Genomic DNA, 14855 nt, shown 5'->3' on the forward strand with positions numbered 1-14855 from the left:
GACAACGCAGATTTTATGGATCGCGTCGTAATTATGGAAGAAGAAGGCTTCAACAAAACTTTGGATAAAGGTCTTGCTCTTCTGGAAGACGAACTCCTTGCGGTTGAAAATACGCCTAAAAAAGAACTCAAAGGTGAAACAGTATTTAAACTGTACGACACCTTTGGTTTCCCTATCGACATCATCAATGACATCGCTGAAAAACGCGGCATATCTGTTGACGAAGAAGGCTTCACAGCATTCATGGCGCAGCAGAAACAGCGTGCTAAAGCAGCTTGGAAAGGCGCTGCTGGCGACACACTTGCTGCACGCTTCCAGTCTCTTCTCGAAGAAGGCACACGCAGCGAATTTGTAGGCTACAACAGCCTCGGCACCGAAAGCCGTATCGTAGTGCTCATGGATGAAAAAGCAGAAAATGTAGAGTCCCTCGCTGTCGGCCAGAAAGGCTACCTTGTAACCAGCAAGACTCCATTTTACGGCGAATCCGGCGGCCAGTCCGGTGACCATGGCGTCATCACTGCTGATTCCGGTAACGCTACAGTCCTTGATACTATGAAGCCAAATGCTGAACTTACCGTTCATCACATTGAAGTTTCTGAAGGCAGCATCCGCAACGAACAGGCTGTGAACATGCAGGTTAGCGAAGAGGTTCGTCTCGCTTCTGCACGTAACCACACTTGTACTCACCTGCTCCACGCAGCTCTTCGCCGCGTACTTGGTGATCACGTTAAGCAGTCCGGCTCACTGGTAACTCCAGACCGCCTGCGTTTCGACTTCACCCACATTTCCGCACTTACTCCAAAAGAAATCAAAGAGATTGAGCTGGATGTAAACGCAGCAATCATGGCGAACATTCCACTTGATGTTGCTGAAATGGAATACGAAAAAGCAGTTGAGAAAGGCGCAATGGCTCTCTTCGGCGAAAAATACACTGACAAGGTTCGTGTTGTTGCTATCGCCGACAACTCAGTTGAACTTTGCGGTGGTACTCACCTTTCTGCTACAGGTCAGGCCGGCTCTTTCTTCATTCTATCCGATGGCGGCGTTGCTGCCGGTATCCGTCGTATTGAAGCAGCAACCGGCTTTAACGCACTCAACCTCTCCCTTGCCAACCGCGAAGAGCTGCATTCCATTGCCGGCCTCGTTAAAGGCAAAGCTGGCGATGTTGCTAACCGCGTTAAAGGTTTGCAGCAGGAAAATCGTTCCCTGCGAAAAGACATGGAACAGCTTGCGGCTAAAGCAGCTTCCAGTCAGGGCGGCGATCTCATGTCAAACGTAACTGACATTGACGGCGTAAAAGTTCTCGCAGCACGCGTTGACGTACCTAACGTGAAAGCACTGCGCGACATTATGGACGACCTTCGTTCTAAACTTGGGTCCGGTATCGCTTGTCTTGCAACTGCAGACAGTGAAGGTAAAGTTACCCTTCTTGTAGCTGTTACTAAAGACCTCAATGACAAGTTCAAAGCTGGTCAGCTTATCGGTCAGATTGCCGGTGAAGTTGGCGGTAAAGGCGGCGGACGCCCTGATATGGCACAGGCTGGCGGTAACAATGCAGATGGTATCAACGCTGCATTCGAAAAGCTTAAAGCTCTTGTAAAAGGCTAGTCAGCTTATCCCGTAAATTCAAAGCCCATGCACGAAAGTGTATGGGCTTTTTTATTGGGACATCATGTAAACGCAAGTATGTCGTAATAACGCAAAAAGGGCTTGAGATAATCTCAAGCCCTTTTTCCATATGTGCTGTGCCAGTTTACTAATCTACAAAACGTTTGCACCACCATTCTGGTGATCAATCGAAAATAGCCATGTCCCGTCTTCTTGACGTTCCAATACTTCTATACCGCTACTCACAACCTCTTCAGTCTTTCCATCAGGAGTTTTGTACACTGAACTGTATTTTGATCTAAAAAGCACCGTGTCTTCAGATTCAACCTGATACACGGTTTCAATCTGGAGTGTTTCCACCATGTCTACCATTATGGAGAACACTCTGCGAATACTGCTTTGTCCACTGACTTCTAATTTGCCATCACGCAGTACCATAACTGCATCATCTGTATACATTGCGCATAGTTGATCTATATTCTTTTCATTTATCGCCTTTACAAACATCTCATGTGCCATATCCGGATCTGTAATCTTTTCCAAAGGAATCGTCTCTTGTTCAGCAAAAGCACCTACAGGTAGAAACATACACATAATCAGGAAGCCGATTAGTTTTTTCATACACTCTCCATACTCAATTATTACGCGCAACTATCTTTAGATTTCTATTCGATAGTACACACTCCCCCTATAAGTAACAGCGAGCAATTATTTCATATGGCTTATCACACCACTTAATAAAAAAGGCTCGCAACGAATGTTGCGAGCCTTTAACTTACGGTATGTAAAGAGATCTATGAAGCGTTGTATATTTCTTCATCAAGTTCATTCTCGGTGCGTGATACGAGAACCGCGGTCATTGCGTCACCGGAGATGTTAACGGTTGTACGCGCCATATCGAGGACACGGTCAATACCGGCAATGAGAGCGATGCCTTCCATTGGAAGACCAACAGAAGAAAGAATAAGGGAAAGCATAATAAGACCAGCACCTGGCACACCAGCTGTACCGATGGAAGCAAGAGTACCTGTAAGCATGATGGTCACAATATTACCCATGGTAAGATCAATATTGTATGCCTGCGCAATAAAGAGTGCGCATACGCCCTGATAAATCGCTGTGCCGTCCATGTTAATGGTAGCGCCAAGCGGAAGAACAAAGCTGGAAATAGAAGGTGAAACGCCGAGGTTCTTTTCTGCACAACGGATAGTAGCAGGAAGAGTACCCGCACTGGAAGCTGTAGAGAATGCCACCATAAGTGCATCAAGAATACCACGGAAGAACTTCACTGGGTTCAGGCGGCCAATTACCGTTACGTAGCTACCGTATGTGAAGAGAACATGGACAATTGCGCCCACGTACATTGCACAGATAATTTTTGCCAGAGGCAGCAACGCCTCAAGACCGTACTGACCAACTACTTTAGCGATAAGAGCAGCAACACCGTATGGTGCACATGCCATAACAATAGACGTCATGGAGTACATTACTTCGGCAAGAGATCCGAAGAAATTCTTTACAGGAGCACCCTTTTCGCCCGCAAAGTTGATAGAAAGACCAATGAATATTGCAAATACAATGATCTGCAAAATATTGCCTTTTACCATTGCATCAATCGGGTTCTTAGGAATAAGGCCGGTTAATGTGTTGACAAGGGAAGGAGCTTCTTTGGTTACCTGTTCACCGGCAGCAGCAAGGTTCATACCTGCGCCCGGCTGGAATAGTTCACCGATAATGAGACCGATAGAAATCGCAACCAAAGTAGTGGTAAGGTAGATGCCGATAGTTTTAAGGCTGATACGGCCAAGTTTTTTCACATCGTCCATGCTGGTCATACCAGTTACGAGGGATGCAAAAACCAAAGGCACGATAAGCATTTTAATCGCATTAATAAACAGGGTTCCAACAGGAGTAATGTAAGGAACAACAGCCGGTACAAACGCACCAATAACCACACCTACGACCATACCGATGAGGATTTGAGTCCACAACTTCATTAAAGATCTCCTTTGCTTGCCGGATGCAGCAGCATCAAACAAAATTTATACAAAACAGCAACCACCGGGTTTTCAGCGACTAATGGCAGCACAACCTGCACCCTCCTCTCTGAAAATGCAGCTTGCTCGTCACAACCGGTGTTTAGACACCTACGCATATGCGTTACGCATTTATTCGGGTGTTTTCCGAGCAAATATCTATAGGATATTTATTAAAAATATCTTTACTTACTGTCATTCAAGCAACAAAAAAGGCAGACCTATGACTGCCGTTACGTGACTTGATGTAGACAAAAAATTATAGTGCTAACGCTAAAAGCTTAGGGTGAATAGCGCACCTTTGCTTTTTCGTCAAATCAGAAAAAAATCCACTATTACAAATAAGTAACGAACACATTCCCTCTTAAATATTAGTTTGAAAGTCATAGTAAAAAATATTTTTTGACATTTTTGTCATACAATACAGCCCGTATGTATAGTAATATTTTCTGTCTTTTCTGCACAGTACAAGAAAAACCTCTGTACAAAATCTTTGCACAGAGGCTTCATCTAAGAACAGTAAATTTTTACCATTTATGTAAAAAACACAAGAGACATTTTTCTCTCACCCATGATTCAAGCTAGCTTTAAAAATTTGGAATAAAAATTTTATTTCACAATATATTTCGTTCACTCGAAAACTGGGCTGTCATCTCTATATGTTTCTACAACATGCTTTTCTGGCTACAAATCTTGTGCTTAATGCTCTCACCTTCAATAATGAAAACAACAGCTTCACCAATATTCGTGGAAAGGTCACCGACACGTTCCAAACTGCGGGAGGTGAGAATTGCAGCTACTGCTCGCTTAACAGCAGGAGATTCATAGCCCATGTAGTTCACGAGCTCTTTGATCACTTCCACATCAAGTTTGTCGCACTCTTCATCCATGCGACACACCTCACGGGCAAGCATTGAATCTCCCTCCCGCAGAGCAATAATGGATGTCTTCAGCATATCCAATGTTACGGAGCAAAGTTCTTCCAGGTTTGCCTCAAAAGGTAATGCAGGTCTGGATGAAAGATATTTGGCCTGCCGTGCAATGTTCACAGCCTGATCCCCGATTCGCTCAAGGTTCACTGCCACACGCATCATTCCCACAATGGAACGCAGATCAATTGCAACTGGGGTATCCAATGCAAGAAGACGCAAGGACATATCGTCCACTTCGCATTCTATTTCATCAATAAGTCTATCTTCTTTGATGACACGCTCTGCCAGCTCTACATCCCGCTGTAAAAGTGCCACAGTGGCAAATTCTACAGCGTTTTGCGCTCGTGCAGCCATTTCCAGTAATTTAGCTCGTAAAGCATCCAGCTTTACATGAAACTGAGTCTCCATGTATTTTCTCCAAAAAAGTTGTCGTGGGCATTTCGGCGACTAAATGGTGATTGCGAAAACGCTAACCAAATCTGCCGGTAATGTAATCTTCTGTCTGCTTCTGCGAAGGTCTTGTAAACAGTATCTCAGTTTCACCATGCTCAATAAGCTTGCCCATGTAGAAAAATGCTGTGTTATCAGAAACACGGGCTGCCTGCTGCATACTATGCGTTACAATAATGATGGTGTACTGTTTCTTAAGCTCAAAAATAAGCTCTTCAATCTTCTGCGTAGCAATTGGATCGAGTGCTGATGCAGGCTCGTCCATGAGAAGCACTTCCGGCTCAACGGCCAACGCACGGGCGATGCAAAGACGCTGCTGCTGTCCCCCCGAGAGTCCTAAAGCAGATGTCTCAAGGCGATCTTTCACTTCATCCCACAGGGCAGCGTTTTTAAGGCTTTCCTCAACTTTTGCAGCAAGAAATGAAGCATCCTTAATGCCGTTTACCCGCAAGCCGTATGCAACATTTTCAAAAATAGTTTTCGGAAACGGGTTAGGCTTTTGAAAAACCATCCCCACACGGCGGCGCAGCTCTACAACATCAAGCTTCGGGGTATTAATATTAGTACCATCGAGAACAATCTCACCTTCCACCCGCGCCACAGGAATAAGGTCATTCATTCGGTTTAAACAGCGTAAAAAAGTAGACTTACCACAACCGGACGGGCCGATTAGCGATGTCACCTGATTCTGTGCAAACTCAAGGTTAATATCTTCCAATGCCTGAAAATCACCGTAGTAGAAATTCAGCTCCTTGGCATACATCTTCATATTGATTTACTCCACCATTGCTACGATCATTCTGCTGTGCTGTATGCCCAGCAAGATGCTATTCTTTGAATCTGTATCCGACACCACGCATGGTTTCGATATACTTTGCGTAGTCCCCGATTTTTTGGCGCAGCCTGCGCACATGTGTGTCTACTGTACGTGCATAGCCTTCAAATTCGTATCCCCATACGGTATTCAACAGCTGGTCGCGTGTACGAACACGGCCTTTATTCTTAAGCAATTCTGCGAGTAGTTTAAATTCTGTTGCTGTCAGCAGCACTTCTTCATTATCGATAAGAACTTTATACGCATCCATATCTACAACAAGGCCATCCATTTTAAGGCTTGTTGCTTTGGAAGCCGGTTCTGGCGGCGCATTACGTTTAAGCACGGCACGCACACGCAAAACAAGTTCCCGTGGGCTAAATGGCTTTACTACATAATCATCTGCACCGAGTTCCAACCCGACTACACGATCCACTTCTTCACCACGTGCGGTGAGCATTATTACCGGAATAGATTCAGTCTCTGCATTACGCTTGAGCACTTTACAGATATCCAGTCCGCTCATGGAAGGCAGCATAATATCCAGAATCACAACATCCGGAGTTTCTGCCACGGCTGCATCCAGCCCTTCCTGACCATCTGAGCGCGTAATGACATCAAAACCTGCTGCTTCAAACGTAAACGTGAGCAGTTGTCTAATGTCTTCATCATCTTCTACAAGCAAAATAGTATTAGCCATCTGTTTCCTCCGACTCGCATGACGGTTACATCAGTAATTCGTTACAACCTAAGGGAGACACGGTTACATCAATATGACAAAATGAAGTATTTATTAACAATGGTTCGGAATCATACCTTTTTTGTTTCAAAAAAACAAAAAAAGGTCGGAATCATACGATTCCGACCTTTTTTGCATTGCTAAAACGCATTGCAGTAATCAAAGGGAAATGCCAGCCATAAGGCCAGTCTCTTCCATTCTAATGTGAATAAGGCGGCTAATCCAAGCATCAGTAGCAGCATATACTATCTGCTGATGAGTTAGCTCTTTGTTCGCCCAATTGGAGCATTGCGCTCCTTTTGAAATCCTGAACTCCAACAAGTTTGCAGCAAGGTTGCGCAATCCGTGAGTTTCAAGACCAATGTGACGGGCGATCTCTCCCAAGTCAACCACACCTCTGTCTCTGAACGGGGACAGCTTCTGTAAATCTTTAATGTCGTCTCTGACGGCTACTCCGGTTTTCAGAATAGAGTTGTCGGCAAGTAACGAAATAAGAGGTTCACTAAAAGGCACCCAGTTCAGCTGGATGAGGAAGACAACATCCGAGCACGCTAATTGAACCAGAGAAGGCAGATTTATTTTGCCTTTTCTAAAGGTAGGTCTCGTTTCGGTATCAAAACCGAGCAAGTCCTCCTCTCGCATGCGATCTACAGCGTACTGCAGTTCACCTTCTGTGCGGATAAGACAGATGTCGCCATCATATCTTCGCAAAGGCAACGCATTGATCTCTTCTTTGGTAATTTTGCGCTTATATTGTTCTGGATCATACTTCATAGTCATATTTAGTGGACTGTAAGAATACATAACCACAGTGGTCTCGTAAAGCCCTTTGGCTGAATACGTTCGACTATCTACATTCTGGCCACACCTAAGAAGATTGCATGCAAAGATGTAACTAACACTACAAATATATGAGTGACTTTGGGTGAAGCAAAACCGAAGAGTCGAACTTCAGCCGCTCCATGCTTACACACTGCGGTACAATCACGACATAACGAACAGGAAAATGCAGGAGAACCTGCCTCTAACCGCTCAGGAGTAATGGCATTATAGCGACAAACAGCAACACACGCATTACACTTTGTACATGCATCTGAAAAACGTAGACGCCATGGACTTACTTTTCCAAGCAGATTCGACATCACACCTAGAGGACAAAACGCACTGCAATGTACCATCATCTTCATCCGGCGGCTCACAAAAAGCATTATCGCAACTCCGACCAGTCCAAAAATGGCTGCAGCCCATACCGCGACAAGAACCGGAACCCCCGCTAAGCCCATTCCCAATGCAGCAGCAAAAACCACCACAGCAAGAACAATACGAACTTTAGGAGCCCACGCTGGCAAGCGCCCTGTTTTTCCTTTGTACACACGGCTCATTCTGTCATCCCATGCGCCTATATAGCACAAATGGCTACACCATGCCGCTCCCACAAGGAGTACAGAAACAGAAAAAAGGATGAGCATAAAAAAACCACTGCCTCTAAACAACGGCCCTGCAACAATAAGAGCAGGTATTGGAAGATGTAGTGAACCAGTCATCAAAAACGTAGTAAAACCGAGCAATCCGAGCGCAAGTTGGCCAAAGAAAATAAAAGAGAAAAATGCCCATGCATACGAGCGTGCCTTACGCTGTGTCCGCTTGTCTAAGAGCAAGCCGCACAGCCATGCTGCATAAACGGCTATAATAAAGATCTCGATAACTCCGCTTCCCGGAACAAACCGATCAGCAATGAGTAGCGTCATATTCTTAGGCATTGCACGACAAAGCCAAAGCCCGCCGCTCGCAAGAAGAAAAACAGCTGCCTGACTTAAAGCTGTTGATCTGTCTTTGAAAAATCGAACCGCTGCTTTTTCTGTGCTCAGCATCCATGCTCCGAACAAACTGAAAGCACAGACACTCCCCATAATAGCTACGAGTCTTACCCAAGGTTGCCCCACCGCCATACGGATCTGAACAAACTCTATCCCAGACTGCACCCACAAAAAGGACCCCGCAAACAAGATTATGGAGCACACAATGCGCGCCCAGCCAAGTCTGGTAAAACACAATCCAGCCATAGCAACGAGGACTAAAGCAAGCCCCATGTTACCGAACCGCAAAAAGTGAGCAGCCAGAATTATTAACCCGAATACAGGTACGGCAAGCCAGGCAGCACGGAGCGGAGACACAGGAGGCACTTCACAGGAAGCATCCTCTGTCGGATCAGACATTTTTTGCGGTGTCGTCATTCGTTATCCTTTGCAGCGAACGGTTTTGGCAAACTCCAACCGCAGCAGTAATGCGTCGTAATTTTCTTCAACAAGAGTGCCGAAACGTAGCTTTGGACGGTACTGCTCCATGTAATAAAATACACTTTCTGCGATGATAGCAAGCACCTGTTCTTCACAAAAAAGACCGTCCAGTTCAGATGCAAGGCGCGGGTGTCTGCCAAGCTTTCCACCAAGAACAATTCGGTATCCATCTTCAGAAGCACGGATAGCGCGTTCCGGACATTTTTCCATACACATACCGCACTTCATACACTGCTCATGGTCAAAGACAGGCTCGCCTTTATCGTACGAGATAGCCTTATCCGGACAAATACGTCCACACAGTCCACAATGGGAACACATGTCAGGAATAAGTTCCGGTCGCTTAGCACGGATAATGCCTATATCAGCAATATGTGGGCGTGAACATCCGTTGGGACATGCAGCCACAGAAATTTTAAGTGTATGATGATGCAGCAATGGACCGCGAATCTGCGTACGCAAGAAACCATCCCATCCTGTTTGCTCTACAACCTTACGTATAGCGGCAGGAAATGCTTCATTGGCATTCATAGCAAATCGACAGTTGCCGCCTGAGATGCCACGACAGGCGATAATTTCTACTGATTCTACAGCTGGTTTAGACATAACGACTCCATATATAAAAGGACTGCCCCAACTTAATACCTACCATCACACAACAGCACACGTTGATCGGATAGATTTATTACGATCGCTCTAGGGCTATTGTAATAAACCAAAGCATCAGGTTGAAGCAGTTGAATAATAATAAAAAAACGGCACAAGATTGCTGTGACGTACATCACACACTTGTGCCGTTGTTCGGGTATAATCAAGCGCTTATCGAGAAACTATCCTGATAATGAATAGTACTCAAGCATTTTACTTCTACTTACCGATGCAGAAACTTTCAAAAATTTTATTCAGAATTTCATTCGGTGTTGTTTCACCTGTTATTTCAGACAAAATAGAACACGCTGTTTCCAGACGTACACCAAGTAAGTCATATGGAATCTGCATGGCATGATCTTCCAGCAGACCTTCAAGCTCTGTAACGGACTGTTCAAGAGCGTGACTCTGACGAAGGTTAGGAACCAAATCGCCTGCTTCCGGCTCTTTAGCATCACCATTACGGCTCAGAATATTACTACGAATTGCTTTAACAAGCATATCGAGTCCATCACCATGTTTGGCGGAAATTTGTACTATGGAGCAGTCTTCGGTTTCAATGTCCTGAGATTCATCAACCAAGTCTACTTTGTTCCATACGAGAAGAATTTTCTCAGCACCGACAGATGCGATGAGTTCTCTTTCGTGCGAACCAAGGCCGCGGGTTGCATCGACAACGAGCAAAACAAGATCAGCCTGTGAAGAAAGGTCACGACTAAGGCGAACGCCCTCCTGCTCTACTATGTCACCAGTTTCGCGAAGCCCTGCTGTATCAACAAGTCGAATAGGCAGACCGTCGAATGTAAGATGCTCTTCCAGAAAATCGCGAGTTGTGCCCGGGATTTCTGTAACAATGGCACGTTTACGACCAAGCAAGCCGTTCATCAAACTGGATTTACCGGCATTAACCTGACCTGCGAGTACTACAAGAGCACCGTCACGCCAGCAACGCGCACGAGTAAAGTTACCAAGCAAGGTGCGGATAGCTTCCAGTACAAAAGAAATATCGTTTTTGAATTCCTGTGGATCAAGACATTCCAAATCTTCTTCTGGAAAATCCACAGCAACACAAAGCTTCATACGAACAAGTTCAAGGCGAGCACGTAATTCCACAATACGCTGCCCAAGCAAACCATCAAGTTTTGCCTGTGCAAGACGAACACCTTCACGAGCCGGAGCGGCAATCATTTCCGCAATGGCTTCAACCTGAGTTAAATCCATACGTCCGTTCAAAAATGCACACTTGGAAAATTCTCCACAGTCTGCCGGACGTGCACCAAGTGCAAAAATTGCCTCGAGCACGCTACTTAAAATTGCCGGTCCACCATGACAGTGGATTTCTGCACACTCTTCACCGGTAAACGTTTTTGTTCCCGGCATATGTACGACCAGTACGTCATCCAGATCTTCGCCTTTTGCATCTAAAATGTGCCCGTGATGGAGCACCCAAGGGCGAAAGTCTGTAAAGCTAGTATTGGAAGAGCGGAACAGTTTGCGAAGAATAGTACCGGCTTCAACACCGCTGATGCGGATAATGCCAATACCACCCTGCCCCATTGCTGTGGCAATCGCTGCAATTGTATCGTTCTGGGTCATGACTGTGTCCTAAAATATTTTCAAAGAGAGTAACACAAAAAAGAGGAGCCGAGGGCTCCTCTTTTTCAATACTGTATCGTCAAAAACGCTATTTGCGTTTACGACCGATGATAACACGCTTGAGCGGGCCATCACCTTTACTGCGGGTCTGGATTTCGTCATCCTCTTGTAAAACAAGGTGAACCACGCGGCGATGATAAGAACTAAGTGGACGAGTAGACTGCGGTTTGCCCATAGTTTTAGCTTTTTCAGCTAAATGCAGAGCAATGTCGCGCAATTTTTCATCCTGACGTTCTCGGTAATCACCAGTATCCAGTTGTACTCGCACTGCAACACCGAACATCTTAGCGACAATACGGTTTGCAAGGTACTGGAACGAAGCAAGAGTCTGGCCTTCACGACCAATCAGGAGTCCTGAGTTGTCGCCACTTGAGATGGAAGCTTTAACGCGTCCGTCTTCAATACGGGCTTCAACCGGAGTCTCACCGATTACAGGAGTAATAAGGCGGTTCACTACTTCTGTTACTGCCTTCAACAGCTCAGTCTGATCAAGCTCGTCGAGGTTTGCTTCAGGAATCGGATCAGCTCTAACCGGTTCAATAACAGGTGCCGGTCTAACCGGACGCTGCTGTCTTGGAGCCGGTGCATTATCCTGTCTAGGAGAATGCTCTCTCTGAGGACGACGCTGGCCATTACGACCGCGCTGCTGCCCTTCTCTGTTCTCTTCGCTTGCCTCTTGTTTCTTACGAGCAGGTTTTACACCTTGAGGCTTTTCGGAAGGCTTCGGGGTCGGTTTTTGACCTCGGGTGCCTTCAGGCTTAGAGCGCTGGGGGCGTCCACGTTCCTGTTTTGGTTTTGCAGTCTGAGCTTCTTCAGGAGAAGCTACAGGCTTTTCTTTAGGTTTCTGTTGTCTAACAGGCTGAGGTTTTTCAGAACGTCTATTAGGACGTTCCTGCCGTTGTTTCGGCCTCTCAGTCTTCCGCTCGGTTTCAGGCTCCGCCGTAACCGATGCGGTACTTTTCTTAGAGCGTCGGGAAGTCTCTGATGGGGCAGACAGTGCCTGCGAATCAAATTGAACCTGCATTCTGCGGGCTCTGATTCTAGCTTTCTTCGCCCCTACTAGACCAAAAATACCGGTCTTCGCGTCATTAATGAGGTCAATTTCCAGCTTTTCCCGAGGACTATTGAAGTAGCTACACGCTTCCTCGATAGCGCTGTCAAGGGTCTTACCCTTGAACTCTTTGTATCCATCCATGCATACACCTCAGAAGGTAATCGCGTTTGAAAAACAGAGGCGTTACGCCTTACGTAGCATGAGCCACTGCTGCAATATGGAAAGCACGTTGTTTACAAGCCAATACACTACGAGCCCGGAAGGGAAGTTTAAGAACATAAACGTAAAGACTACAGGCATGATGAGCATCATCTTACGCTGAGTCGGGTCACCGGTGCTCGGGCTGAGCAGCTGCTGAAGCAGCATTGTTGCACCCATCACGATAGGCGTGATGTAATATGGGTCTGGTGCAGACAAGTCAGAAAGCCAAGGCATGTTTGTAAACGGCAAGAAATCAATGAATGAAGCATGACGCAACTGAATTGCGTTAAGCAACGCCTGATACAGGCCGAAGAATACTGGAATCTGGATAACCATTGGCAGACAGCCACCTACAGGGTTTACCTTGTAAGTTTTGTACAATGCCATAACTTCCGCATTCTGTTTTTCGCGATCATCTGCATATTTTTCGCGAATCTTCTGCATCATTGGCTGGAGCTTTTTCATAGACTCCATAGATTTATAGCTCTTACGAGATAATGGCCAGAATGCAATCTTGATAAGAATAGTAAGCAGGATAATTGCTATACCGTAGTTACCTACGTACTGCTCAAAGAAGTTAATCATTTTGAGCATTGGCACTGCAAGAACAGTAAAGAAACCGTAGTCTTCAGCTGCACTCAAAACATTAGGAGCAACAGCGAGGTACTTGGTAATCTTAGGACCAAAGTAGTAGGTAGCAGTCTCGGAAGCCATGCTGCCCGGAGCAATACCAATACCATCTTTTTCAAGAGCAAGTCTGTACACGCCGCTCTGGTATTTAGCTTTCAGAGCAAGGTCAGCACTTTTAGGTGCAATGGCAGCAATAAAGTAGTTGCTTTCCACGCCTGCCCACATCATAGGCAGGGTACTGCTGATGCCTTGACCGAGATCATCGATATCTTCTTCAGTATCAAGACCTTCGGTGTCAGTAAACCATGCAACACGCGTTTTATTGTACGGGTTGTCAATATCGGCCATACTGTCGGTATCAAGAGTGTAATCTAATCGAACATTACGCGGATTCGTACCCACGTTAATGATATTAGTCTTTTCTGTAATAGTGTAGGTGTCTGCTGTAAATGAGAATTCTCTCTCAATACGCAAACCATCTACTTCACCAACAAACACAAGCATACCGCCCTTACCATTTTCGATGGTAAGATCAGAGCCTTTTAAGCTCCAAGCTGCTTTTTCCCAAGTGCGATCACCATCAATGAGGAGACCAAGAGGGGCAAAAGCAGAAGCTGGTTTGCCAATGAGATCAACATTCGGAGAATCAGGGGTGTTTTCGGCCTTGTAGTTTTTAAGTACAAAGCTTTGCAGCACACCGCCATTAGAATGGAATGTTGCGGTGTAAAGTGGAGTATCAACAGAAACAGTGCGTCCGCTTTCAGCCTTGAAAGCTGGCAAATCTGATGCTGGTGTGTTTTGTGCTGGCTGAACCTTAGCAAGGGAGTTGGAATCTACATTTGTAGTTCCTTCTACCGCGGTCTGCTGAACAGGCTGCGGTAGCCATCCCATGTACTCGGCAAGATAGTTCCACCCTACGGTGATAACAAGGCAGAGTACAACGGTAATTATGACTCGGTTTTTATCCATGGGCCCTCAATAGCTCCTATGCATCGGGATTATTATCTTTGGAAGGCGGGACGGGATCGTGCCCCCCTGCAGACCAGGGGTTACAACGCAAAATGCGCCATCCGGCGAGAGCTGATCCCTTCAAAAAGCCGTGGCGCATCACGGCCTGCGCCGCATACTCTGAACACGATGGAACAAAGCGACAGGCAGGCGGAAAAAGAGGCGAAATACAGAGCTGGTAAAATCGTATAGGCGCTACCAGCAGCGTGCGGAAGATCTTCTTCATTACGCTTCACTTTCCCCACCCCGAGCGGACCTTTCACGCAATTTGTGAATGATCGGTAAAATTTCCTGTGTGACAAATTTTAGGTCAACACGCTCAGGATCTAATCGGCGTTTAGGCACAACAACTAAATCAATGCCGTTCGGTATTTCCCGCTGATTCAGTCGAAAAAACTCACGCAACACACGCTTTACACGGTTACGCTGTACTGCCGATCCTGTTTTCTTCGTTACAGCCAAACCCACTCGCCATAAGACGAGGGGTTCTTCCTTTTCTAAAACAAACAGAACGAAATTTTTAGAAAAGTATCGGCGACCATCATCGTAACATTTAACGAAGTCTGGCCGCCGGGTCAGCCGATGTGTTCTTGGGAACGTTAGGCAGATAATTTCGAACGCCCTTTAGCGCGTCTACGACGAAGAATCGCACGACCACTAACGGTTTTGAGGCGAGCACGAAAACCGTGGGTTCTTTTACGCTTAATTTTGCTAGGCTGGTAAGTTCTCTTCATGAGATGACTCCTTTAAAAAAATGAACGGCCTCTTCTACAGAGTATACG

At 45.9% G+C, this 14855-nt stretch carries 15 protein-coding genes; 1 reads left to right on the top strand and 14 read right to left on the bottom strand.

Features of this window, described 5'->3' with window-relative positions; genetic code table 11:
* The coding region (gene alaS, locus MKHDV_RS15645) for an alanine--tRNA ligase (RefSeq protein WP_160716944.1) at positions 1 to 1608 on the top strand (1608 nt) is incomplete at its 5' end.
* 153 nt (positions 1609 to 1761) lie between these two features.
* Here alaS and MKHDV_RS15650 read toward each other — a convergent pair.
* The 14 genes from MKHDV_RS15650 to rpmH all read right to left on the bottom strand — a co-directional run bounded on the left by MKHDV_RS15650 (position 1762) and on the right by rpmH (position 14807).
* Entirely contained in the window at positions 1762 to 2229 is a 468-nt protein-coding gene (locus MKHDV_RS15650; RefSeq protein WP_160716946.1) for a nuclear transport factor 2 family protein, read from the bottom strand.
* Between the two features lie 173 nt (positions 2230 to 2402).
* The gene (locus MKHDV_RS15655; protein ID WP_160716948.1) at positions 2403 to 3605 is read right to left on the bottom strand and encodes a dicarboxylate/amino acid:cation symporter; all 1203 of its coding nucleotides are present in this window, start codon (positions 3603 to 3605) and stop codon (positions 2403 to 2405) included.
* 704 nt (positions 3606 to 4309) lie between these two features.
* Entirely contained in the window at positions 4310 to 4984 is a 675-nt protein-coding gene (gene phoU, locus MKHDV_RS15660) for a phosphate signaling complex protein PhoU (protein WP_160716950.1), read from the bottom strand.
* Between the two features lie 61 nt (positions 4985 to 5045).
* Complete coding sequence (pstB, locus tag MKHDV_RS15665) at positions 5046 to 5795, bottom strand: phosphate ABC transporter ATP-binding protein PstB (RefSeq protein WP_160716952.1); 750 nt, start codon at positions 5793 to 5795, stop codon at positions 5046 to 5048.
* A 58-nt stretch (positions 5796 to 5853) separates the two neighbouring features.
* Positions 5854 to 6540, bottom strand: a complete 687-nt coding sequence (locus MKHDV_RS15670; RefSeq protein ID WP_160716954.1) for a response regulator — start codon at positions 6538 to 6540, stop codon at positions 5854 to 5856.
* Positions 6541 to 6738: 198 nt separating this feature from the next.
* Positions 6739 to 7353, bottom strand: coding sequence for a 3'-5' exonuclease (locus MKHDV_RS15675; RefSeq protein ID WP_160717092.1), 615 nt, complete (start codon positions 7351 to 7353; stop codon positions 6739 to 6741).
* Positions 7354 to 7430: 77 nt separating this feature from the next.
* Positions 7431 to 8813: a 4Fe-4S binding protein gene (locus MKHDV_RS15680; RefSeq protein ID WP_160716956.1), complete on the bottom strand. Its 1383-nt coding sequence runs from the start codon at positions 8811 to 8813 to the stop codon at positions 7431 to 7433.
* 3 nt (positions 8814 to 8816) lie between these two features.
* Positions 8817 to 9482: a 4Fe-4S binding protein gene (locus MKHDV_RS15685; RefSeq protein ID WP_160716958.1), complete on the bottom strand. Its 666-nt coding sequence runs from the start codon at positions 9480 to 9482 to the stop codon at positions 8817 to 8819.
* Between the two features lie 261 nt (positions 9483 to 9743).
* Positions 9744 to 11120: a tRNA uridine-5-carboxymethylaminomethyl(34) synthesis GTPase MnmE gene (gene mnmE / locus MKHDV_RS15690; protein ID WP_160716960.1), complete on the bottom strand. Its 1377-nt coding sequence runs from the start codon at positions 11118 to 11120 to the stop codon at positions 9744 to 9746.
* A gap of 88 nt (positions 11121 to 11208) precedes the next feature.
* A complete protein-coding gene (locus tag MKHDV_RS15695) occupies positions 11209 to 12375 on the bottom strand; it encodes a protein jag (protein WP_160716962.1) in 1167 nt (388 codons plus the stop codon).
* Positions 12376 to 12417: 42 nt separating this feature from the next.
* On the bottom strand, positions 12418 to 14034 hold the full coding sequence (gene yidC / locus MKHDV_RS15700) for a membrane protein insertase YidC (RefSeq protein ID WP_160716964.1): 1617 nt from the start codon (positions 14032 to 14034) through the stop codon (positions 12418 to 12420).
* A 16-nt stretch (positions 14035 to 14050) separates the two neighbouring features.
* On the bottom strand, positions 14051 to 14299 hold the full coding sequence (yidD, locus tag MKHDV_RS15705; RefSeq protein WP_160716966.1) for a membrane protein insertion efficiency factor YidD: 249 nt from the start codon (positions 14297 to 14299) through the stop codon (positions 14051 to 14053).
* Positions 14299 to 14685: a ribonuclease P protein component gene (rnpA, locus tag MKHDV_RS15710; protein ID WP_160717094.1), complete on the bottom strand. Its 387-nt coding sequence runs from the start codon at positions 14683 to 14685 to the stop codon at positions 14299 to 14301. Before rnpA ends, yidD begins: the two co-directional genes overlap by 1 nt.
* Positions 14673 to 14807 (bottom strand): 50S ribosomal protein L34, encoded by a 135-nt coding sequence (gene rpmH, locus MKHDV_RS15715; RefSeq protein ID WP_160716967.1) that lies wholly within the window; start codon positions 14805 to 14807, stop codon positions 14673 to 14675. The genes rnpA and rpmH overlap by 13 nt, the downstream gene beginning before the upstream one ends.
* Positions 14808 to 14855: the final 48 nt, after the last annotated feature.

Source organism: Halodesulfovibrio sp. MK-HDV (genome assembly GCF_009914765.1).
Taxonomy (GTDB): domain Bacteria; phylum Desulfobacterota; class Desulfovibrionia; order Desulfovibrionales; family Desulfovibrionaceae; genus Halodesulfovibrio.

Bases quoted from the DNA above. Each gene is read 5' to 3' on its own strand.
- MKHDV_RS15650 (WP_160716946.1), bottom strand. From the start codon at position 2,229: ATGAAAAAACTAATCGGCTTCCTGATTATGTGTATGTTTCTACCTGTA.
- MKHDV_RS15655 (WP_160716948.1), bottom strand. From the start codon at position 3,605: ATGAAGTTGTGGACTCAAATCCTCATCGGTATGGTCGTAGGTGTGGTT.
- phoU (WP_160716950.1), bottom strand. From the start codon at position 4,984: ATGGAGACTCAGTTTCATGTAAAGCTGGATGCTTTACGAGCTAAATTA.
- pstB (WP_160716952.1), bottom strand. From the start codon at position 5,795: ATGAAGATGTATGCCAAGGAGCTGAATTTCTACTACGGTGATTTTCAG.
- MKHDV_RS15670 (WP_160716954.1), bottom strand. From the start codon at position 6,540: ATGGCTAATACTATTTTGCTTGTAGAAGATGATGAAGACATTAGACAA.
- MKHDV_RS15675 (WP_160717092.1), bottom strand. From the start codon at position 7,353: ATGAAGTATGATCCAGAACAATATAAGCGCAAAATTACCAAAGAAGAG.
- MKHDV_RS15680 (WP_160716956.1), bottom strand. From the start codon at position 8,813: ATGACGACACCGCAAAAAATGTCTGATCCGACAGAGGATGCTTCCTGT.
- MKHDV_RS15685 (WP_160716958.1), bottom strand. From the start codon at position 9,482: ATGTCTAAACCAGCTGTAGAATCAGTAGAAATTATCGCCTGTCGTGGC.
- mnmE (WP_160716960.1), bottom strand. From the start codon at position 11,120: ATGACCCAGAACGATACAATTGCAGCGATTGCCACAGCAATGGGGCAG.
- MKHDV_RS15695 (WP_160716962.1), bottom strand. From the start codon at position 12,375: ATGGATGGATACAAAGAGTTCAAGGGTAAGACCCTTGACAGCGCTATC.
- yidC (WP_160716964.1), bottom strand. From the start codon at position 14,034: ATGGATAAAAACCGAGTCATAATTACCGTTGTACTCTGCCTTGTTATC.
- yidD (WP_160716966.1), bottom strand. From the start codon at position 14,299: ATGAAGAAGATCTTCCGCACGCTGCTGGTAGCGCCTATACGATTTTAC.
- rpmH (WP_160716967.1), bottom strand. From the start codon at position 14,807: ATGAAGAGAACTTACCAGCCTAGCAAAATTAAGCGTAAAAGAACCCAC.